This window comes from Bacillus thuringiensis (assembly GCF_001182785.1).
Lineage (GTDB): Bacteria > Bacillota > Bacilli > Bacillales > Bacillaceae_G > Bacillus_A > Bacillus_A thuringiensis_S.
In genome coordinates, this window is the sequence record NZ_CP012099.1 from 1229503 (window position 1) to 1251459 (window position 21957).

Sequence of the window (21957 nt, forward strand, 5' to 3'; positions counted from 1 at the left end):
GACGGTTACCTATTCATGCATAGGTTTGTGCACCAAATTTGAAGATGAAATTCTCTTTCTTTACAATGGAAGTAGGTGTTATTTCTATAAAATATGGAAAACGTAAAGAGTATGTAAAAAAGAAGGAGTGGTAAAGTGAACTATGTCATTATTGGCGGAGATGCAGCTGGTATGAGTGCAGCTATGCAAATTGTTAGAAACGATGAAACTGCAAATGTTGTGACGCTAGAAAAAGGTGAAATCTATTCATACGCTCAGTGCGGATTACCTTATGTTATTAGCGGTGCTATCGCTTCAACTGAAAAATTAGTTGCGCGCAATGTAAAGACATTTCGTGATAAATATGGCATTGATGCAAAAGTGCGTCATGAAGTAACGAAAGTAGATACGGAAAAGAAAATGGTGTACGCAGAACATACGAAGACGAAAGATGTTTTTGAATTTCCATATGATCGATTATTAATTGCGACTGGAGTGCGTCCTGTTATGCCAGAATGGGAGGGACGGGAATTGCAAGGCGTTCATCTTTTAAAAACAATTCCGGATGCTGAGCGCATATTAAAAACGCTAAAAACGAATAAAGTTGAAGATGTAACCATTATTGGCGGCGGTGCAATCGGACTGGAGATGGCAGAAACATTCGTCGAACTTGGTAAGAAAGTAAGAATGATTGAACGAAATGATCATATCGGTACGATTTATGATGCAGATATGGCAGAGTACATACATAAAGAAGCAGATAAGCATCATATTGAAATTTTAACGAATGAAAATGTAAAAGCGTTTAAAGGGAATGAACGAGTAGAAGCAATAGAAACGGATAAAGGTACGTATAAAGCAGATCTTGTTTTAGTGTCGGTTGGAGTGAAGCCAAATACTGATTTTCTTGAAGGGACAAATATACGTAAGAATCATAAAGGAGCAATCGAAGTAAATGCATATATGCAAACGAATGTGCAAGACGTATATGCAGCCGGTGATTGCGCAACGCATTACCACGTTATAAAGGAAATTCATGATCATATCCCCCTCGGAACGACTGCCAATAAACAAGGGCGACTTGCCGGACTTAATATGGTCGATAAACGAAGAGCATTTAAAGGCACGTTAGGCACAGGCATTATTAAATTTATGGATTTGACACTCGCAAGAACAGGCTTAAATGAAAAAGAAGCAAAAGGGCTACACATTCCGTATAAAACGGTCAAAGTAGATTCTACAAATATGGCGGGCTATTATCCAAATGCAAAACCACTTTACTTGAAATTACTATATCGCTCCGATACGAAACAATTATTGGGCGGGCAAGTAATTGGAGAAGAAGGCGTAGATAAACGTATTGATGTGATCGCGATGGCGCTTTTCAATAAAATGAGCATTCATGATTTAGAAGACGTCGACTTAAGTTATGCACCACCATATAACAGCGTTTGGGATCCAATTCAGCAAGCGGCAAGGAGAGCAGAATAGCACTTTTTAAAGTGCTATTTTTTTGTTAAAGGGGAATTATCATTTTTGTCGAATGAAGAGGGTTGGGAAATAGTTACATATGAGGAAGGGGAGTTTTTTATGATTGTAGCACTTCAAAAAATTCAAGAATCAGAAAAAGAAATATTACGTAATTTGTACGCATTATATCTTCATGACCTTTCTAAGTTCACTATGAATATAACTATCGGAGCGAACGGGTTTTTTGAATACGAAGGTTTGCATATGTTTTGGAAAAATGACGGAATCACGCCGTATTTTATAAAAGTTGATCATAGTATTGTAGGATTCTTATTACTACTGGAAAGTCCGTTTTTGAAGAAGGAAAATGATTTTGGTATTAATGATATTTTCATATTGAATCAATATAAAGGAAAAGGAATCGGTAAACAAGCTGTTGAGAATTTACTAGAAGAGAAAAGAGGACAATATTTCGTTATCGAACTTGTAAAAAATGTACCAGCAGTGTCGTTTTGGAAGAAAGTATATAAAGAACTGAACATTGAATTTGATGAGAGAGAGCAGTTAATTGATGAGGAAGAATGCCTCGTTCAAACGTTTAAAATTTAATGAAATTGGTGTTCCTTTTATATTACTTTGAAATTTAACTTTATCCCGCAAAAGCCCGATTGGTTCAACTAATAATCAGTGGGGATGAAGACCCCTATTGATTAAAGTTTCACTTTATTTTGAATATACCGTTCCCCCTTGAAAACATATTACTAATCGCTTATATTTTCATATAGTATTTATTTTTTAAACGAAGCAATGAACGAACCAGGGGGCGCAGTATGGCAATTAATATGAAAACAATCGAAGAATGGATTGTTGAATCAAATACAAGACATGAAGAAGACTTTGGACACGTTGTAGAAGAAATGAAAGAAGTATGTGTCGGACTTGATAACGCGACATTAATTTATACGAAAAATGTATTTTGTTTCGGTAAAAAAGTAGAAGTATTTTTCTTCTTCCAAGACCATGTCGTGATCGGACAAGAAAAAGACGAATATATTGAGATTGAAAAATTAAAGTATGATGATATTACAAATAGTAATTTAAAAACAAATGACAAAAATACAACGTTAGAATTAAAGTTTGCTAACGGACAATCTATTAATTTAGATAGTTTAAATGATAACTACGGTACGAAAAATTGGTTATTTGCTAGACAAATTAAGAGTATTTTTAAGTTAATCTAGTAAAAAGCAGGCCCATAAAGGTCTGCTTTTTTACTTATTTCCTATTACACAAAGGCATCCTCTTTCTTCGTAACATTTCACACTTTTAAATCCTGTCTTATAAAATAGGTTTATTAATTCTTCAGTCGTTTTACATTTTTCCATATGATATTGAATTTTGAAAGTTTCAGCCACTAATAAAAAGGAGCCGTCCGATCTTAAGACGCGAAATACTTCTTTTATATCTTGTTCAATATCAGGCCAAAAATAATGAGTTTGAAAGGCGGTAATGAGATCGAAGAAGTTCGTATGATGTGGAATAGAAGACACGCTTGCTTGTTGAACAATTACTTTTTGTTTTTGAACATCTTTTGCATTTGTCTGTATAGAATTTTTCACAGCTTGATCGGAGTAATCAATCCCATATATTTCCCCAAGTGGAGTTCGTTTTGAAAGAGTGTGTATGGTTTTGCCTCCACCACAGCCGATGTCTAATACGACTGCATCTGTCTTTATGTGTACTTTCTGTAATGCCCAATTTATTAATCTCGTATGTCCAGCGTTCATAATACAAAGCATGGAGGAACCAATTGTTCCGCTAGGATTTTTTGCTTGCTGAATTAACCGTTGTAAAATGTTCAAGTTAAATTCTCCTTTTATGTAAGAATATATACTCATTTCTCTTTTTATAAATTAAATCCTTTAAAAAAGCACGCCGATTGACGGCGTGCTTTTAACTATGCAAAGCCCCTTTTAACCAATTTCGCGCCCGATATGCCCCAACTGGAACTTGAATAAGAGATGTTTCATTCCCAGCATCAATTCCGTACAATTGATCACATGAATTTGTATCAAAACTTAGTAAAGGATGCCCACCCATCCCCATAGCAGTTGCAGCAAAAACGAGTTTATGAACGAGGATACCAGCTTCCATTTGGTGAATACGGTATCCTCTATAGCCTAATGCATTTGTATAGTAATCTTTCTTTCCGACTACATGTAAGCAAAGTGGTACTTGAAAAAGGTTTACGTTATCCATCGTCATACTAGATTGAAGGAGATAACGAAGGTCCCCATATCGAAGTGGTTGTATGGAATGTGTTTTACTGTTATAAGTGTAAGCGCCGTTTTCTATATCTTTTACGTTATAGAAACATCCATATAATGAGACGCGTGCATTTTCATTTACATACTTACCATCAAGGTCGCTGTAATAGGGGAAGGAGAGGCTCGCTTCTTGTAGTAAAGTAGCGAGCTCAGCTGCATCCCATTTCGTTAAAATAAAGTCCGCATCAGGAGAATATCGTTTTTTACAAAGTTGTAGGAAATCATACGATAACCGTTCTACTTTCGGTAGCTGTACAGCGTACGTATTATGTTGATAGTGCTCTTCATGATGTAGTGTTTGGAAGTGTGCTGTCGATTCAATCATAGAAGCTTCATTTATTTTTGTTATCATCGGATGTTCATTTACATGTTTTGAGCGAACGAAATGTTCATGTGCTAACGGCGGAATTTGTTGCAACAACTCATGAGAAGTAACTGTTTTATTTTCACGGTAATCATTGTGAAACCAATTAGTTTCTGGTTCTGTACTTAAAGGAATGACGGCATACACACTTTCTTCAACTTCTGACAATCCGAGTAAATGATTCAGTGCACGGTCTAGAAATTGAAAGTATACGCCATTCGTATAACCGAACTGTTTTGCACATTCTAGTAATTGTCCAATGAGAACCCCGCTATCTAATCCTTGAAGGCGATATGAAAAGTTATTGTATTTAAAGAAGTTTTTCCAAAACATAGTGGATACGAATGCGGCACCGAAACAATCATGTATATTACAGCGATTACCGAGTGCGTCTGCTAAATAAGAATCGAAATTTCCTTCGCGAAGGAAAATAAGTCGGTGATGCGCGGCGTCATAATGGTAAATGCCGTCTGGATAATCGTCAATCTTTAAATAGATATACAATTCATTCGGATATAAAGCACCGCCTGAAGGAATGGATCTGCGTAATACATTTCTCTCGCTATTTAGCTGACATAATTGTGTTACACCAAATGAATACCAAAGATAGTGACCAATCTCATTTAGAGTAGGTGTAGTAGAAGAGTTCGATAAAGATAACGGGATTTCTAAGGAGAGCGGGATGGTAGGTACATTTCGATATAATTTATAAGGAAGCGGTGCGTCTTTCCAGTCCACCTCATGATTCGGCATAATTTCATCAATAGAGAAATGGAGATGATGTAAAAAAGTATCTAGCTGCATGAAATCCCTCCTTTACTATGGAAACGGGTGCGGATGTGGATTTAATTGTTCATTTGTTAACGGTTCAGCGCTATATCCAAGTGTCATCGGTACGGTATAGACTCTATCTAATCCTGTAACACGAGTAAGGTGATGGCCGAATGTCATCGGTAACATGCCTGGAATAATGACTTTTACACAGTGTAGTCCGTTCTTTTCTATAAGGGGAACGGTTTGATCTACAACGATTATTTCAAGATTAGATTGATGCAAACGATTTAAAAGTTGGTGGAGATCGGATGTTAAATCCATATCAAATGATTGTGATACATTCATTTCTTGGAACGTTTGCACCGGTGCATCTTCTCGTAAAAGGAAGTGAAGACGTTCTTCCGTTTCTTTCAATCCGTACAGCATACTATGGTCTTCCATTTTATTAACGAAATAAGGATCTTGTAAGCATTTTTCATAGTATTCTCTTTTGTGCTCGAGCTCATCGTCTGTTATAAGTAACATGCCTGCTATTTCTTGAATGGCACTTTTTAAAGCTCGAATAGGATCTAAATGAGCGCCTCCCGCACAAACAACGTTCATTCCATTTTCACGCGTATTTTTTGCAATTACCCATAAGCTAGGAATGCCGTGTTCCATCGTCGCGTTAAAAGCGTGTAATTCATACCCGGTAATTGTACGTAACCGCTGAATCATTAATTGTAATTCTGTATCGTTTGCTGAATTAAGATCAAGGCGGGGAAGAGGTAATTCGGCATACCAAGTGAGTAAGAAGGCATCACGCTCTACAATTTCTAAAATGCCGTGAAAAATCGCTTCTTCTAAACTACCGCCAATTGCACATCCATTTGATGTTTCATACACGAAAGCATCTCGATGACCAAGGCTATAATAAGCAATTGATTCAGGAACTAAAAGTGGTCTGTTTTGTGATAAAGAATATCCCCATACCCAGTTTTGCTCATAATCAGGATCAAACGGCTTAAATGGAAAATTATCACGATTGTAGTGTTCATTTGTATGCACACCGAGTGTAAGGGGATTTAGTGCATGTTCCTCTAAATCATGAAAACTACCATGCACATTTGTCTTTTTCCCGCGAGGCGACATACCGCAATATCGTTCTAAACCTTCTAAAATAGCAGTTGCTTCACTGACTGCAAATGAATGAGTTCGGCCTGCAACACCTTCATTTCCAAACATTAATGGCATGTTTATAATGACGTCAGCGAATGGTAATAAAGAATGCTGCATTTTGCCGTTCAACATACCGACCCGATAATCTAAATAGTCTCTCGTTAAAAATGTGTTTAATTCATGAATGGAACGGCAGCGATACGTTTCGGTGCTTACTTTTAAACTCGGTTGTAAAGAAACTTCCGCCGCATCCGCAGTATCATCAGGTAAACTACTACATACAGGACAGAGAGGATCTGGAAGAAAAGAATGCCGCGTACATTGTAATGTTTGTAAGTTTAGTAAAATAAGTTCATTTTCTAAAGAAGAATGGTTATGAGTTAATATTTTTTCTGTTTCGGCACAAATAAGATGGCACATTTGTAACATTCCATTTTGGGTGGCACGTACATCACGCCTCGTTCCATTTTCGGCTTTAAAGGCATATTTCCGCTGTAGTTCCCACATTTCTTTTTGATCAAAGCCAGCGATAAAACGGCGTCCATCAGAACAATGGGAACATCCGGGCGTAAGAGGATGAATGTAAGGACCGATAATACCTTCGCCAAATGAAGTGAAACCACGAAGCCACGGAATATGATTTGAGCGAAAAATAAGTTCGGCATCATGATGAATAGTAGAAGGAGATCCGTCATGTAATACGAGAGCGAGATGAATATTTTCAGGGAGTTCTTCTGTAAGGGTATGTTGACGAATGATGGAATATTGTTCGCATAATTGATCATGTACATAGTCTGCGAGTAGGCCATCTCCTATAAGCAATATATTTTGAATCATAAACCGTCCTCCTTTGCAATTAATACCCCATACACACTGTCTAAGTTTTCTTTCAAAAATGGTTCGATTGCTAAATCAAACACGAAGGGATAAAAATTATGTTCTTCTAAATGCTGTAAGGCAAGCTGTAAAGATTGCGCACTTGGAATTTCTTCTTCCGCTTGTATCTCCACCCTAAAAGAATCAGTGTCATATAAAATAATAGATGAGTCATACAAAATATTAGCTCTGTAAGGAATTTCTTCATTTTGAATGTGAAAGAGTGATAGTTGTAGTGCGTTTCGTAACGCTAACGTCATATTTATATTAGATGCACCGTACCATCTATCATTTATACCGATCCAAACGACAGGGAAACTAAGAATCTCTTCGCTCATTGCTATTTGAGGTGTTTCATGGATTGTAGAGAGAGCATCGTAATAAAATCTACAATGTTTATCTTGAATATCAGTTAAATCAACAGTTGTAAGTTCTTCTAGCGTATGTGACTGCCGCTCATACAGTTTATTGTTTAAATGTTGCTGTAGTGCCCGGTAAAATCCTTCTGTCATCGTTTCTCCAGCACCGATACCGATATCGTTATGTTCAGGAATAAGGCGGTGAATGATTTCTGCTACATATGTTTCAATTCCTGTTAAACCAGCTTCTCGGCGTGCTTCATTATGAGTCAATCCACTGCAAGTCATAAGAGGCAGAAGGGGAGCTGGGCCATCTGATAGTGGAGTGGCTACTTGAATATAGCACTGTGATAACGGTAATTGATATGAATCTTGTTCATCCCATACATGGAATATACCGGCTTCTTTAGAAGTTAGTGAGTCAAAAAATCGGAATACATCAGTTGAAGTATGTTGGTTCGACCGATGCTCAAGTTTTTCAGAAAGATTTTCTATCGTATCAATTGTAAAACTTTCATCAGTTGCAAGAGGATGTTTTATAAAAGAATGCCACGTTCCTTCGAGTGTTTCATAGTTTAATAAAAAGAATTGTGCTTCTTTTTCCCGATGTGAATCATCTGCGACATGCTTAAATAATTCAAAAACGATTACATTTGTTAACATTGCAGATGTAATTGGTGAGAAGGAATCCGATGAATTTTCATTTTGTAAAGTCGTTTCATGTAGTCGATGCCATGCGGATTCCCAGCATTCATCACGATTTTCCGTTACGACAGGCCCAGCTATACCGAGTGTAGATAAACAAATAGCTGGTATGAAATTCTTTTTCGTTTCTCTACAAATAGTGTGAACTGTTTGTAAACCATCAATGTCTCCATTTTGAGAAACATATAAAATCCAATCAAAAGGTTCGAATACTTCATGCAAGGGACGGTCAATTGTAGTATCGATTTCTTGAACAAGTACATTGTTATCAACTTCATATGCACGTTCTATTAGCTCATGTATTCTGTCATAGTTTGTTTCATCACGATCTGTAACGAGGTAATGAAATGTAGGTAAACCAGATTCTAACAAAGAAGAAACTAAGGAAGTAAGCATATCCCCAGAACCAAGTACAAGTACATTTGCCCCGCGGTACGTTTCGAATTTTAAAGCACCTGAATGAGAATCAGCTTCTAAAAATTCAATTTGTGAAGCATATCTGTCGAGTAATGAACTGTTTAATTCATGAGGTGCATCTTGATTTGCATCGCGAACGAAACCATTTTCATATAAAACCTCTCCAATTTCAAATACACGATTTTGATAGGGGAGAGGGAGTCCATCAGTTATTTCTGCTAAAGAATAATTACCGTTAAACATGGGCATTAATTTTTCAATCCAGTCATAAATTCCAGCACCGTCCATGCGAAATGAACTGGCGTTATTTCGAAAATAGACACCCCCGTTTGAATCGGGGAGGAAGAAAGTATCCTTATTTACTTTAAGTTTTGCATGAATTGGAAGGTTATTCATTTTAATCCTCCTTACGTTTAGGCATACATTATTACTTTATGTCATGAAATTTGTCCCGTATGAACACAATAAAAAAAGGCTGTAGAATGATTCATTCTACAGCCTTTAATAGGTTAAAAATCTATCAACCTTCTAATAATAATGATTTTGGATCTTCAAGCATATCTTTAACAGCAACAAGGAAGCTAACTGCTTCTTTACCATCAACAATACGGTGATCGTAAGATAGTGCAAGGTACATCATCGGACGGTTTTCCATACGTTCTGCATCAATTGCAACTGGGCGTACTTGGATTTTATGCATTCCTAAAATACCAACTTGAGGGCTATTTAGGATTGGTGTTGACATTAGAGAACCGAATACACCACCGTTTGTAATTGTAAATGTACCACCTTGTAGTTCTTTTAATGAAAGTTTGTTATCGCGTGCTTTCATACCTAAATTACGAATTTCGCTTTCGATTTCAGCGAAGTTTAATTGGTTAGCATCGCGTACAACTGGAACAACTAATCCATCTGGAGCTGCTACTGCAATACCGATATCATAGAATTTTTTGATGATAAGCTCGTCACCTTGAATTTCAGCATTTAATAATGGGAATTGTTTTAATGCTGCAACAACTGCTTTTGTGAAGAATGACATGAAGCCAAGACGTACATCATGTTTTTTCTCGAAAGCATCTTTGCGTTCTTTACGTAATTCCATGATCGCACTCATATCAACTTCGTTAAATGTTGTTAACATTGCAGATGTTTGTTGAACTTCTACAAGACGTTTTGCAATTGTTTGACGGCGGCGGGACATTTTCACACGCTCAACTGGTTTTTCGAATTCAGTTTTTGCAACTGGAGCAGGAGCTGGACTCTTTGGAGCAGCTGGTGCTTCTTTTGGTGCTGCAGCATGAGCTTGTACATCATGTGGTCTCACGCGTCCAAGTGGATCTGTGCTACGTACGTCGTTTAAGTCGATTCCTAATTCACGAGCCATTTTTCTAGCAGCTGGTGATGCAATAGGACGGTTCGTATTTGGTAAGCCTTGTAGACCCGTAGTTTGTTCAGCATTTGGAGCTGCAGCTTTCGGTGCTTCAGCTGTTTCTTGTTTTGGTTGCTCAGCAGCTGGAGCAGGTGTACTTACTGCAACTGGTGCTCCATTAGCATCTAAAATTGCGATAGTTGCGCCAACTTCAACTGTATCCCCAGGTTCGCCTAGTAACTTCGATACAATACCTGAATCTTCTGCAATGATTTCTACATTGACTTTATCAGTTTCAAGCTCAACAACGCTGCCACCTTTCTCAACTTTGTCGCCTACGTTGATAAGCCATTGTGAAATAGTTCCTTCGGTAATAGATTCTGCAAGCTCAGGTACTTTAATTTCGATCATTTTAAATGTCCTCCCCTTATTTGCCTAACGGTGTGTTTTTTCTTCTTTTGTCTTCGGTAATCTCCATTTGTTAGCCGGGCCTTGGGCAGAATATCTGCCCAAGGAACAAGCTAGAAACCTTCATTATTACTTTTTAGTTGCTGTAAACTTCAATTTCTTGTTTATCTTGACGGAAGTTATACTTCACATCTAAAGCATGTGCAACAATTAGCTCTTGCTCAGCTTTATGTGCGAATGGATCGCCGCCAGATGGACTAGAGCGATCAGGACGTCCAATGTAACCTGTTTTCACTTTATCTCCAGCAAGTTCGAACAGAATTGGAGCCATGTAATGCCACGCGCCCATATTACGAGGTTCTTCTTGAACCCAAATGATTTCTTCTAAGTTTTTAAAGCGTTTAATAATAGATTGAACTTTCTCAGCAGGGAATGGGTACAATTGCTCAATACGAACGACATGAACTTCGTCTAAGCTGTACTCGTGTTTACCAGACTCGATTTCTGCTGCTAAGTCAATCGCCATTTTACCTGTACTTAAAACAAGACGTTTTACTTTATTTGGTTTCATACCAAGGTTTTCTTGTTCTAAAGCAGGTTGGAAACGTCCTTCGCTTAACTGGCTAGCAGTTGAAAGCGTAAGTGGGTGACGTAACAAGCTCTTCGGCGTCATCAGTACTAATGGTCGAACAGCTTCTGTTCCTAAGATAGATGCTTGACGACGTAGGATATGGAAGTATTGTGCCGCGCTCGTTAAGTTTGCAACTGTCCAGTTATTCTCAGCAGCTAACTGTAAGAAACGCTCTGGACGTGCGCTAGAGTGCTCTGGTCCTTGACCTTCATAACCGTGTGGTAATAGAAGAACTAAACCAGATTTTTGACCCCATTTTGCTCTTCCGGCTGAAACATATTGATCAAATAATGCTTGCGCAGTATTTGAGAAGTCACCATATTGTGCTTCCCACATAACAAGAGTTTCTGGAGCGAATACGTTATAACCATATTCGTAACCAACAACAGCAGCCTCTGATAACGGACTGTTATGAACAGAGAATGAAGCATTAATGTTTGGTAAACGGTGTAATGGTGAATATGTCTCATTTGTTTCTGTATCGTGCAGTACGATATGACGGTGTGCGAATGTACCACGCTGTGAATCTTGACCAGTTAAACGAATTGGCGTACCTTCTTGTAAAATAGAAGCGAATGCTAACGATTCAGCAAGTGCCCATTCAATTTTACCGTTCTCTTCAAGAGCATCTTTACGGCGCTCAAGAATTTTCTTCACTTTTGGATATACGTTAAATCCTTCTGGCCAAGATAGTAGACCTTCGTTAATTGCACGAAGTGAGTCAAGTTCAATACCAGTATCGATTGGTTGAATACCTTTTGCAACAACATCGGGCACTTTAACGTGAATTGTTGCATCGCTCGTATCAGCTGGTGGTACTTGTGCATAATCGGATTTTAATTGCTCTTGTATAAACTGTGTAATTGTTTCAACCTCATCTGCATTTAGAACACCAGCAGCTTGTAATTGATCTGCGTAAATTGCTCTTACAGTAGGGTGGTTTTTAATTTTTTTGTACACTTGTGGTTGCGTAACCGCTGGGTCATCCATTTCGTTATGACCATATCGACGGTAACCGATTAAATCGATTAAGAAGTCTTTTTGGAACAACATGCGATATTGAATCGCAAGGTTAGCAGCTGCAAGACAAGCTTCTGGATCATCAGCGTTCACGTGAACAATCGGAATATCGAAACCTTTTGCAAGGTCACTTGAATATTTCGTAGAACGAGAATCATAGCTATCAGTCGTGAAACCAACTGCATTGTTTGCGATAACATGAATCGTTCCGCCTGTTTGATACGCGTTCAATCTGCTTAAGTTCAACGTTTCAGATACAATACCTTGACCAGGGAATGCAGCATCACCATGAACTAAAATTACGAATGATTTTGAAGTGTCTTGATCTGGAAGACCAGATTTTTTACGATTCTCTTGAGCAGCACGTGCGAAACCTTCGACTACAGGATTCACGAACTCAAGATGACTCGGGTTATTTGCTAATGTCACGCGAGTGCTAATTTCTTCGTTACTAACGACTTGTTCTCTACCTAAGTGGTATTTTACGTCGCCAGTCCAGCCAGAATTGGCTACTGCGCCTTCTATTTTTGCATGTTTGAACTCAGCAAACATGTGACTATATGGTTTTTCTAATACGTGAGCAAGTACGCTTAGACGACCGCGGTGAGCCATACCAATCATGACATCCTCTACGCCGTTCTTAGCACCTTCTAGAACAATTTCATCTAAAACAGGTACAAGCATATCAACGCCCTCGATAGAGAAACGTTTTTGCCCAACGAATGTTTTATGCAAGAATTGCTCGAAACCTTCAACAGCTGTTAAACGTTTTAAAAGAGCAGTTCGTTTTTTATTTGATAGTGGTTGACGCAATGAATTTGATTCCACCATTTGATGCAACCACGCGCGTTCTTCACTATCTTGTATATGAGAAAATTCATAAGCTAAAGATTTTGTATAAACGTCTTTTAATCTATGAATTACATCAAGTGCAGTGTGAATACCTTCTGGTGCATCTTGCCATACTGTTTTCGCTGGAATCGCTTTCAAGTCAGCATCGCTCAGTTCACTCATTGCTTTCTCAAGAAGTGATTGTCCATTTGCAGCATCTTCCATCGGGTTAATGTGAGCCAACGTATGCCCGAAAGAACGAATTTGCTCAACAAGTTGAACGACTTTAAGAATCTTTTCAATGTTACCTGTGTTTTGAGGAGAAAAATGTGTTGCTGTGTTGTCCCCTGTTACGACATCATCTTGAAACGAAGGAGCTCCAAAAATTTCAAAAAGCTCTTGTAATTCCGGATCAACAGAACCTGCTCCAGTTACGTAAAGATCATACTGCTCAATAACATAACCAAGGTTCGGACCGTGGAACTTGGCCCAAGGGTTTGTCGTTGTATTCTTCCTCGTCATTTGTTTAAACCTCCCAATGCATATAATCCTTTTCCATACAAAGGTGCATTTTGCTCTTTTTCAATAAGTAATGAATCAATAATCAATGTAAATGTTTTCTTTACTCTTATGTTATTACAATAATTTACATAATACCAAACACTATTACTTATCTGTTTTGTAAAAAAACATTCACAATAACTTATCACCCAAGTTAATCTTTCACTTTATAAAGTAATTTTACAGAAAAATGGGGTGGATATATTTGGTATGCCTATACTAATAGCTATAATTGTTGCATTTAAATATAGGGACAATAGTTAGAATGTTTTGATAAAAATTAGTTTGAATTATGTATATTGAAATAATAAGCGCTTTCATAGATATTATACAACAATATAACGGGATATAGTATAAAAAATAAAAAATTATGAATTTAGCGTAAACTTTATTTCGATAGTGTTAACTATCGAAAGGAAAATGAAGGATTTCTACAAAAAAAGTTGTTAAACATAAAAAATGGTTCATAACCCGTTAGTTTCTATAAATATGCCAAAAAACACCGTAAAACCAATAACACATTTCATCTAATAAAGAAGAGAATGAAATATTTTAAAAGGATAAAACAAATATGAAGATATTAAATTTAAAAAAAGTTGAGGAGGAAATATAGTAACGATTACATACAGTGTTCCATGTTTTATTACAAAATAGACGTGCTGAAATCGAACAAGTTTCTTCTATATAAATAGAGTGAAAAATGATTAGGATGAATGTAAAGGAACCTTGACGTAAAGTTTACTTTACATATATACTCGATATATGGGAGGAGGGAGAAATTTCCTTGGAAAATAAAATGGTCGAATACCGAAAGAAATTTGGACTATCTCAAGAAAAACTGGCTGAGAAACTCGGGGTTTCCAGACAAACCATTATCTCAATTGAAAAAGGGAAATACGATCCATCACTTCCGCTAGCATTTGAAATAGCGAAAACATTTCAGACAACGATAGAACATGTATTTATTTATGAAGGAAAAGAAGAGGGGGAATAGGGATGAATTATTCACAAAAGTACTTTGTAATTATGGGTGTTATTTTTCTATTTATGAGTGGATTTATGATATTAACAGGTATAATGACGCATTCTGCACCACCAGCTATAACGTATCCATTGCTTGGAATGATGATTATGAGTTTCTGTCTAAGCTACTTACACCCGCAATTTAAAGAAAAAGATGAGCGAATGAAACTCATTCGTTATAAAGGAATGTTCTTCAGTTTTTTTGCGTTAACGGCATATTATCTTCTTTTCTCTATTGGCTTAAACTTAAAAATACTTACACTATCTGCTACTGAATTATTGAATATACTTATGGCACTTACGATGAGTACCGTCTTTATCTCATTTGTTGTTTTGGCAAAAAGATATTAAGATGGAAGAGAGAAAGGAAGATTAACATATGCAAATGATGTATGCTTTTGGCATTGGGCTTGTATTATTTTTAGCTGTATTCTTATTTATTCGTAAAGACGTTCAAGGCGGGACGTTAACGAAACGAGGATTTTATAAAATGATCGGCTGTTTAGTTGTTATGTTTATAGCGATTATTGTAATGATCGTTTTAATAAGTCAGTCACTATAGAATGTAAAAACGGAACCTTACTTCGGTAAGGTTTTTCTTTATTGTTCGACCTAAAAATTACCACTAAATCCATTTACTATAAATTACTTATATTATATAATCAAATTAAATGATAGATAAGGAGTGTAGTATATGAATAAAAAAACTATCTTCTATTTATTAACTTGTCTACTACTTGTAGCTAGTACTACTTATATAATATGTAACAAAAGAGAACAAGTGCCACCTATATTAGTATCGGACGAACAAGAATACTATGTTACAAATGAACCTGCCAAAATAGAAGAAGTTGGGCAAAAACTTGGCGAAGTAACAAAGAAAATTAAAACAAGTAAAAAACCTACTAAAAATAGAGAACCTAATACATTACAAGAGAAAACAGAAGTATTCACAATGATTGAGGGAGAAAAAAGTGATTACCAGCCTTTAATCATAAAGGAAACTTATAGTGATGAATATAGGGTAGTGAGGCCGATGTTGAAGCAAGTATTATGATGAAAAGGAGATTCTTTTGTAGACATTAATTTCGTATCCGTGGGTGTTAAGAAAAATATTTGTCTTTTTCCTCCTATCGGTGCTGTTTACATTTTGATGAATAGAGGAGCGATACAAAAGAGAGATTTTATATTTATTATTTGCTGCTATGAATATATCACTTTGGTTATTGCTTATGATTTTTGATTGGAGTATGTGGATGGTAGTAGGGCATTATTTGTTTGGAGCAGTTGTTATTGTTTTTTCGAATATGAATAAGAGCTAAGCCAGCAACCTTAAAGTTGCTGGTTTTTATTTTGCTATTTATAATGAAGAAACAAATTTTTAATAGAGAGTAGTGGGCGTTATGAGATGGAAAGAGGGAACGTTTGAAAAAATAGACACGAATGACTCATCTGTTGAGCAACTTATAAACACGTTTAAGGAACAAAACTTAATTGGTGGAGCAATAATAAGCTGTTTTAAAGTGCATAACGAAAATTTTTTTAAAGAAATACCACATTCGAAAGATGGATATGAGCACTTCTTTAGAAGAATCTTCAACTCTTTAGACATAATCAATAACTTAGAAGAGTTAAAAATACATACATCAGACAAATATAAGTTTCGTTTTAAAGAGCAGCTGGCAGTTATGCTTGATGGTAGCATTGCTGCGCAAATTTTGTGGGGCGGAGCATATGAAGGGTTTAAGGAACGACCAGTTATCGCAAAACAATTAGCAGTCAATGTATGTCAATATATGTTCCAAGATCGATACGAAGATATTAAAGTGTTCGAAAGCTATCGCCCTTGGACAGATTGGTTTTACGATGTTGCGTGGGATGTTACTTGGATGGTGTTAGATAGTAGGGAACAGAAAATGTGGTTCATTTGTGCTACGGATACAGATTGATAGAAGGGGGACCTTGTAGGAATGCTGCAAGGCCCTTTATCTTTTGGAAATTAATAGAAAACGAATCATATAAATGCTATACTAAAAAATGTTTGTAATGTCAGTTTCATAATATTGTATGATGCTGACTTACTAGAAAAGATAAGAGGAGAATGAGCGTGCAAAAGATAAAGAGATTATTGCTATTAATGATGGTAGTAGGATTAACAGCAGGTGTTTTAGCAGGGTGTGCAAATCCGAAAGATACTACAGAAGAATTTTTAACAGCGATACAAAAAGGTGATGTAGAAAAGGCTCGTACATTTGTTGAGAGTGACAAGGAATTTAATAAACTAAATGAAAAAACAGATGATGCTGAGGCAAAAGCAATGCTAAGTGCAATTACAAAGAACTTTAAATTTGAAAAGATAGAAGAAGTATCGAAAAAGGATGACAAAGCAGAAGTGAAAGTGAAAATTACATCTGCTGATCTATCCGTTGCTGTAACAAAAGCAGTGGGAGAAGTTATGCCAATGGCTTTCGCTAGCGCATTTAGCGAAGACAAAGAACAATCTGAAAAAGCGATCGAAAAAACAATGACCTCAACTATCATCAAAAACTTAACGGATAAAGATGCAGCAATGGCAACTCGCGAAGTTACATTGAACTTAAAGAAAGACAAAGATGGCGACTATAAAATCGTTGCTGACGATAACTTGAAAGAAGTATTGTTTGCCAATGCAAAGTCTTTGGAGAAGATGTTTGGTGGGAAGTAATTGAATGAGATAAAAAAGAGACACCATATCACGTAGAAGGTTGATATGGTGTCTCTTTTTTATGAACCTGGAGAGGTTTGAACTCACGAAATTAATTATATAAATTAGATATTGTGTTTTTGGAATTCAAGACATAAAGCTAGTTGTAACAGAGGAGGTACTGTATTCTATGTTTTCTTATGCGGATCCTGTAACGTAGAAAGGTAAAATTTCTGGACCAGATTTTAATTAGTGTTCCTTCAGCTTTAATGAGGAGGTGTACGAAGATGTTGTGACTATGCCTGCTGGATACTATTAATTGTGAAGTTAAATAAGACAACAATTTATTAGAGGAAGATTAGTTAGTTTAAGTATCAGATTTAGGTGTTTAACAGGGGTACTAATTAATTTCAGTTCTTCCATGAAAAATTATAGAAAAAGTATGGATAAACAAATTCTTGTTTTAAGTGAATTTTGTAAATGTGGGGGCTGCTTTAAATAAAGATGGTCAAACACTATGTAAATAATTGAGAGTATTAAAATATGCAGAATTGCATATTAAATATTTAAAATCTTATGCTAACCTTATAATGCGAAATATAACATTTGTTGGTAATGATTCATTTTTGAAAGATAAAAAATGAATCATTACAGTGGTATACAATTCACTGTCCTATAGCATAAACGATAATAACGAAAGCTATTTGAAGTCCATTGAAGGAAATAAGTTATTAAAAAAGATTCCATATAGGGAATTTGTTGAAAATTCAGATTCTACAAATGTCATCTTATTTTTAATGTCTTATAAGAGTGACGCCATTAGAGGGCAAAATATTGTAGTTGACTATGGATATACAATTGTATAAATAAATCATCTTGAGAATTAAGGGTGTGGATAATGAGTTTACTAATTAAAGATTTAACAAAGAAATTTGACGAGCATGTTGCAGTGAATAATTTGAATATCGAGATACCAAAAGGTGAAATATTTGGATTCTTGGGCGGGAATGGAGCAGGTAAAACGACTACATTTCGAATGATACTTGGCCTTTTATCGAAATCAAGCGGAACCATTTCATGGAATGGTAAGCCTATAAATTATGATGTAACGGATAAGATTGGGTATTTACCCGAAGAACGTGGGCTTTATGCGAAAATGACTGTCAAAGAACAAGTTAATTTTTTTGCAAAATTAAAGAACATGAAAAGTAAAGATGCAGAAAAAGAACTTCACTATTGGCTGGAGCGTTTTAATATTACTGAGCATCTGAACAAAAAGGTAGGAGAACTTTCTAAAGGGAATCAGCAAAAAATTCAGCTGATAACAGCGATTATACATAAGCCTGAACTTTTAATTTTAGATGAACCATTTAGTGGTTTAGATCCAGTAAATGTTGAAATGTTAAAAGAAGCTGTTCTTGATATGCAAAAACAAGGGGCGTCGATACTTTTTAGTTCACATCGTATGGAACATGTGGAAGAGTTATGCCAACACATTTGTATCATGCACAAAGGAGTACCTGTTGTTCAAGGAGATATTGCCAAAATTAAAAGTGACTTTGGTAAAAAGAATGTTGTAATCGTTGGCGATCATGACTTTGATCATTTGAAAGAAATAAAAGGTGTAGAAAGTATGAAGAAACGTAAAAATGCAGTTACTCTTAAAATTTCATATGAAGAAGTTTCGCATGTTTTATTTAAAGAGATAACGAAATTAGGTTTTGTTAAAAAATTCGCAGTAGAAGAACCTACATTAAATGACATCTTTATTGAGAAAGTAGGTGCACAGCATGAATAGTTTCTGGACGATTTTTTTACAAAACTATAAATCTAAGGTAAAAGCTACATCATATATTGTTATTACAATCATGATTTCTATGTTAATTATAGGAATGATGAATTTTGAAAAAATTTATAACTATTTTGTAGGTAACGAGGAAGAGCAAGTTGTCGTTGTTACAGAAAAAGAAGAATTATATACAACAATTCAACAAGTGTTTAAAAATGTCGATAGTAAGATACATGTTAAACATAGTACGGATAAACAAAAAGCAGAATCAGGTGTTAAAGATGGTAATTATACATATGCAATCGTTGTAGAGGAATTGGATAATAAGCAACTAAAGGCTACGTATATAACTGAGACAGATACAAATCAGCAAGATGTTAGTAAGGTTCAAACGATTTTATCTCAAATACAATCTTCTAATTTCGCGCAGCAATTAAATCTATCACAAGATGAATTAAAGGTGTTAACAATGCCAGTAGAAATTCATACCAAAACTATATCAGATAAGGTTAAAGATGGAAAACATACAGAGGGTGTAGGGATTTTAATTAATACCTTTATCATGCTAAATTATTTAATGATATTATTGTATGCTGCACAATTAGCTACAGATGTTGCAACAGAGAAATCTTCTCGTGTCATGGAGTTAGTTGTTTCAAGTATTTCGCCTACCAAACATTTATATGCGAAGCTATTTTCAACATTATCAGCAGGTATTACGCAAATCATAATTTGGTGTTCGGTCGCAACTGTTGGGTATAAAACATCAGTTAATGATTCGGAAAATGATATTTTAAACAGTATTGATTTTAATTCTATTGCTCCTACTTTAGTGGTGTATGGGATTCTATTCTTCACATTAGGATTCTTATTATATGGCTCATTATCTTGTCTACTCGGCTCTATTATTAGTCGTATAGAGGAATCTTCTCAAGCTGTTATGCCGTTAACATTTATGTTAATTGCTGCTTTATATATCGCACTTTATGGAATGTCAAATCCAAGTAGCACGGTTGTTACCATTACTAGTTATATACCTTTCTTTACTCCTATTGTTATGCTCGTTCGAATTGGATTCCTCAATATCCCAGTATGGGAGATTGCGCTTGCATTAGCGATTCTAATCGCAACAATATGTATGATGATTGGTTTAACGAGTCGTGTTTACCGCGGTGGCGTATTATTATATGGTAAAGGCGCATTTAGTAATATCAAAAGGGCAATCAAGTTAGGGGAAAAATAAGATTGGTTTATTCATATTTAAAAAGACTACATAGTTAATCTATGTAGTTTTTTGTTGTTACGATAATTTTTATATATAAATTATCGTATTAAGCTATTTTTCAAAGAGAACTTTAAAAAGATCCCAAAAGAGAGTAAAGAATCGAGTTCTGGCGAACAACGCAGAGCGATGATTGATATAATTTATGTTTTTCTCCAAAATGAAGACAAGAAGTAGGGGGGGAATTTAGTTTTAATAATAATCATTTATTTGCTACATAAAGAAAACCCCTTGAATATCAAGGGGTTTTTCCTATGATCCCGACTGGCCTCGAACCAGCGACCTCCACCCTGTCAAGGTGGCGCTCTCCCTGCTGAGCTACGGGATCCCAACTATAAATATTACGATCAGCAATGTGTTTTCATTTCATTCGTGTAATCGAAGGATTTGTATAATTTATTGAATATTGTAACATTTGATGTATTCCTATAATAGCAACAAACTTTAATAGTGTAAAGATGTAATTTTCTGGATATTATCATTCCAATTTGTATATAAAAAATAAGCCCCGAAGAGCTTATTTTAATAATAATATCACCGCGATTATCAATGATATTTTCAAAAATACAATCATAAATAATGGAGCTCGTTCATGAGCTATCGTCCTGTAACTGTCATTCCTGCTGTGTAAATTGTATCTACAGAACCGTCAGCACTTACAACTTCAACTTTATAGCGATATGTTCCATTGTCTGAAATGTTTTCGCCATATCCTGTGAAAGTAGAAATTTCATCATTACTTCCAGCTGGAACCCATTGATTTTGCCAATGGAAGAAAGTATCATATTCTCCCCAGTTATCGCCATATTTTTTCTCGATGCTGACATTGTAATGAATATCTTCAGCTCGTTCATTTGTAATTCTTGCAATTACGTTTTGACCAAAGCTATATTCTGTAGCGTGTACTTGAACTGTAACACCATTCAACGTTTCGCTAGGACCACAAATATAACGACAGAACTCGCTTGCTCCGTCAGCATGTGCCTTCGGTGTATCAATGTTCATAGCTGTTAAACCACCTAAAGCTAAAGCTCCTGTTAATAATACTTTACCAAATGTTTTCACTTGAAATTCCCCCTAAGTATATTCTCAATTCGTTCCATAGATATCACATTAAGTAGTTTTATAACATTAATCTAATCGAACGCTTTTTTCCTCGAGTGTATTCGCTATGAATCTTTCATCTTGTAGTAATCTAACCTCTACATAAAATTTCATAGTTTTGATTCCATATATGTATCATGATTTACATAGAACAAATCTGTTAATACGTTTTGGTTATTTGCTTATTCCACCACTCTTTATTACCTTTTATTGGTAAAACGTTGATTTTATTATATACCATTATTATCTATTTACAAGAAAAAATCATACTGTATGCAAAAATGCATAATAAAAAACACTACTTGTATTCTGTAATTCAGAATACAAGTAGTGTTGGGTTTCAATTAATATTTAATTGGAACTTAATGCTAACTTTTTATGTTTAACAGTATACAATATATCATCGTTAATTAAAGTCATAATTGATAAATCTTGTTCAGGGGACGCTCTTCATGCTGAGCTACGGGATCTTCAAAAGGGAAAGTATAAGCGATTATGATAGTAATGTATAAAGGGATAATGATGAGAAGCGAATTTAGTAGAAAGTAGTCTTTGGATGTAGAGGTTATATTATTTCCGATACCAATCCAAAGGACCTTCATCACTCAAATCAACAAGAAAAGGGAACAAGAAGTGTAAAGGTAAGCTTATGAGTTCTGGCATAGCGTTCACTGTTTTCTTTGATAGATATTGCCTCCCAAAACAATACGGACAATCTTTTTCAAATGTCATGAGTATCGACCATACATCTTTTACTTTCCATTTCGTTTTACAATACGTACAACGCGCCATTGAGTTCCTCCTCAGTTTAAGGTGCTTTCTAATAT

20 protein-coding genes, 1 tRNA gene and 1 pseudogene are annotated in these 21957 nt (G+C 35.7%); 13 read left to right on the top strand and 9 right to left on the bottom strand.

Annotation, left to right across the window (positions count from 1 at the left end; all coding sequences use genetic code 11):
• Positions 1–135: 135 nt before the first annotated feature.
• The 3 genes from AC241_RS06370 (at position 136) to AC241_RS06380 (ending at position 2690) form a co-directional block, all read left to right on the top strand.
• Positions 136–1470, top strand: coding sequence for a CoA-disulfide reductase (locus AC241_RS06370; RefSeq protein WP_050842900.1), 1335 nt, complete (start codon positions 136–138; stop codon positions 1468–1470).
• 99 nt (positions 1471–1569) lie between these two features.
• The gene (locus AC241_RS06375) at positions 1570–2058 is read left to right on the top strand and encodes a GNAT family N-acetyltransferase (RefSeq protein ID WP_050844810.1); all 489 of its coding nucleotides are present in this window, start codon (positions 1570–1572) and stop codon (positions 2056–2058) included.
• 221 nt (positions 2059–2279) lie between these two features.
• Positions 2280–2690, top strand: a complete 411-nt coding sequence (locus AC241_RS06380) for a DUF3908 family protein (RefSeq protein WP_000996808.1) — start codon at positions 2280–2282, stop codon at positions 2688–2690.
• Positions 2691–2720: 30 nt separating this feature from the next.
• On the opposite strand, the gene AC241_RS06385 is transcribed toward AC241_RS06380, so the two are convergent.
• From AC241_RS06385 to odhA, 6 genes are all read right to left on the bottom strand, one after another.
• Positions 2721–3311, bottom strand: coding sequence for a class I SAM-dependent methyltransferase (locus tag AC241_RS06385; RefSeq protein ID WP_050842902.1), 591 nt, complete (start codon positions 3309–3311; stop codon positions 2721–2723).
• 91 nt (positions 3312–3402) lie between these two features.
• Entirely contained in the window at positions 3403–4944 is a 1542-nt protein-coding gene (locus tag AC241_RS06390) for a SagB family peptide dehydrogenase (protein WP_048564889.1), read from the bottom strand.
• Between the two features lie 15 nt (positions 4945–4959).
• Positions 4960–6909: a TOMM precursor leader peptide-binding protein gene (locus tag AC241_RS06395; protein WP_048564890.1), complete on the bottom strand. Its 1950-nt coding sequence runs from the start codon at positions 6907–6909 to the stop codon at positions 4960–4962.
• Positions 6906–8825 (bottom strand): putative thiazole-containing bacteriocin maturation protein, encoded by a 1920-nt coding sequence (locus tag AC241_RS06400; protein ID WP_050842904.1) that lies wholly within the window; start codon positions 8823–8825, stop codon positions 6906–6908. Before AC241_RS06400 ends, AC241_RS06395 begins: the two co-directional genes overlap by 4 nt.
• A 124-nt stretch (positions 8826–8949) precedes the next feature.
• On the bottom strand, positions 8950–10209 hold the full coding sequence (gene odhB / locus AC241_RS06405; RefSeq protein ID WP_000569892.1) for a 2-oxoglutarate dehydrogenase complex dihydrolipoyllysine-residue succinyltransferase: 1260 nt from the start codon (positions 10207–10209) through the stop codon (positions 8950–8952).
• Positions 10210–10342: 133 nt separating this feature from the next.
• Positions 10343–13210 (bottom strand): 2-oxoglutarate dehydrogenase E1 component, encoded by a 2868-nt coding sequence (gene odhA / locus AC241_RS06410; protein WP_043936726.1) that lies wholly within the window; start codon positions 13208–13210, stop codon positions 10343–10345.
• Positions 13211–14033: 823 nt separating this feature from the next.
• Here odhA and AC241_RS06415 point away from each other — a divergent pair.
• The 10 genes and pseudogenes from AC241_RS06415 (at position 14034) to AC241_RS06455 (ending at position 19987) form a co-directional block, all read left to right on the top strand.
• On the top strand, positions 14034–14243 hold the full coding sequence (locus AC241_RS06415) for a helix-turn-helix transcriptional regulator (RefSeq protein ID WP_000428506.1): 210 nt from the start codon (positions 14034–14036) through the stop codon (positions 14241–14243).
• A gap of 2 nt (positions 14244–14245) precedes the next feature.
• Positions 14246–14623, top strand: a complete 378-nt coding sequence (locus tag AC241_RS06420; protein ID WP_050842906.1) for a hypothetical protein — start codon at positions 14246–14248, stop codon at positions 14621–14623.
• A 28-nt stretch (positions 14624–14651) separates the two neighbouring features.
• On the top strand, positions 14652–14834 hold the full coding sequence (locus AC241_RS06425) for a DUF3976 domain-containing protein (protein WP_001178302.1): 183 nt from the start codon (positions 14652–14654) through the stop codon (positions 14832–14834).
• Between the two features lie 132 nt (positions 14835–14966).
• Positions 14967–15329, top strand: a complete 363-nt coding sequence (locus AC241_RS06430) for a hypothetical protein (protein ID WP_050842908.1) — start codon at positions 14967–14969, stop codon at positions 15327–15329.
• Positions 15330–15357: 28 nt separating this feature from the next.
• Positions 15358–15594, top strand: a pseudogene (locus AC241_RS35860) (hypothetical protein).
• An 81-nt stretch (positions 15595–15675) separates the two neighbouring features.
• Complete coding sequence (locus AC241_RS06440; RefSeq protein ID WP_043936730.1) at positions 15676–16221, top strand: hypothetical protein; 546 nt, start codon at positions 15676–15678, stop codon at positions 16219–16221.
• A gap of 158 nt (positions 16222–16379) precedes the next feature.
• On the top strand, positions 16380–16976 hold the full coding sequence (locus AC241_RS06445; RefSeq protein ID WP_043936732.1) for a DUF4878 domain-containing protein: 597 nt from the start codon (positions 16380–16382) through the stop codon (positions 16974–16976).
• 632 nt (positions 16977–17608) lie between these two features.
• Complete coding sequence (locus AC241_RS32685) at positions 17609–17821, top strand: SDR family oxidoreductase (RefSeq protein WP_224413567.1); 213 nt, start codon at positions 17609–17611, stop codon at positions 17819–17821.
• Positions 17822–17853: 32 nt separating this feature from the next.
• Positions 17854–18753 carry an ABC transporter ATP-binding protein gene (locus tag AC241_RS06450; RefSeq protein ID WP_043936733.1) on the top strand — a complete coding sequence of 300 codons (900 nt, stop codon included), beginning with the start codon at positions 17854–17856 and terminating at the stop codon, positions 18751–18753.
• Positions 18746–19987: an ABC transporter permease gene (locus AC241_RS06455; RefSeq protein WP_043936735.1), complete on the top strand. Its 1242-nt coding sequence runs from the start codon at positions 18746–18748 to the stop codon at positions 19985–19987. Before AC241_RS06450 ends, AC241_RS06455 begins: the two co-directional genes overlap by 8 nt.
• 294 nt (positions 19988–20281) lie before the next feature.
• On the opposite strand, the gene AC241_RS06460 is transcribed toward AC241_RS06455, so the two are convergent.
• The 3 genes from AC241_RS06460 to AC241_RS06470 all read right to left on the bottom strand — a co-directional run bounded on the left by AC241_RS06460 (position 20282) and on the right by AC241_RS06470 (position 21922).
• A tRNA-Val gene (locus tag AC241_RS06460) sits at positions 20282–20354 on the bottom strand.
• A 269-nt stretch (positions 20355–20623) separates the two neighbouring features.
• A complete protein-coding gene (locus tag AC241_RS06465; RefSeq protein WP_016082408.1) occupies positions 20624–21091 on the bottom strand; it encodes a hypothetical protein in 468 nt (155 codons plus the stop codon).
• Positions 21092–21700: 609 nt separating this feature from the next.
• Entirely contained in the window at positions 21701–21922 is a 222-nt protein-coding gene (locus AC241_RS06470) for a hypothetical protein (RefSeq protein WP_043936736.1), read from the bottom strand.
• Positions 21923–21957: the final 35 nt, after the last annotated feature.

What these genes read in the sequence shown, in the direction of transcription:
- AC241_RS06470 (WP_043936736.1), bottom strand. Translation starts at nt 21,922, where the DNA reads ATGGCGCGTTGTACGTATTGTAAAACGAAATGGAAAGTAAAAGATGTA.
- AC241_RS06395 (WP_048564890.1), bottom strand. Translation starts at nt 6,909, where the DNA reads ATGATTCAAAATATATTGCTTATAGGAGATGGCCTACTCGCAGACTAT.
- AC241_RS06420 (WP_050842906.1), top strand. Translation starts at nt 14,246, where the DNA reads ATGAATTATTCACAAAAGTACTTTGTAATTATGGGTGTTATTTTTCTA.
- AC241_RS06450 (WP_043936733.1), top strand. Translation starts at nt 17,854, where the DNA reads ATGAGTTTACTAATTAAAGATTTAACAAAGAAATTTGACGAGCATGTT.
- AC241_RS06430 (WP_050842908.1), top strand. Translation starts at nt 14,967, where the DNA reads ATGAATAAAAAAACTATCTTCTATTTATTAACTTGTCTACTACTTGTA.
- AC241_RS06455 (WP_043936735.1), top strand. Translation starts at nt 18,746, where the DNA reads ATGAATAGTTTCTGGACGATTTTTTTACAAAACTATAAATCTAAGGTA.
- AC241_RS06400 (WP_050842904.1), bottom strand. Translation starts at nt 8,825, where the DNA reads ATGAATAACCTTCCAATTCATGCAAAACTTAAAGTAAATAAGGATACT.
- AC241_RS06390 (WP_048564889.1), bottom strand. Translation starts at nt 4,944, where the DNA reads ATGCAGCTAGATACTTTTTTACATCATCTCCATTTCTCTATTGATGAA.
- AC241_RS06425 (WP_001178302.1), top strand. Translation starts at nt 14,652, where the DNA reads ATGCAAATGATGTATGCTTTTGGCATTGGGCTTGTATTATTTTTAGCT.
- odhB (WP_000569892.1), bottom strand. Translation starts at nt 10,209, where the DNA reads ATGATCGAAATTAAAGTACCTGAGCTTGCAGAATCTATTACCGAAGGA.
- odhA (WP_043936726.1), bottom strand. Translation starts at nt 13,210, where the DNA reads ATGACGAGGAAGAATACAACGACAAACCCTTGGGCCAAGTTCCACGGT.
- AC241_RS06440 (WP_043936730.1), top strand. Translation starts at nt 15,676, where the DNA reads ATGAGATGGAAAGAGGGAACGTTTGAAAAAATAGACACGAATGACTCA.
- AC241_RS06375 (WP_050844810.1), top strand. Translation starts at nt 1,570, where the DNA reads ATGATTGTAGCACTTCAAAAAATTCAAGAATCAGAAAAAGAAATATTA.
- AC241_RS06380 (WP_000996808.1), top strand. Translation starts at nt 2,280, where the DNA reads ATGGCAATTAATATGAAAACAATCGAAGAATGGATTGTTGAATCAAAT.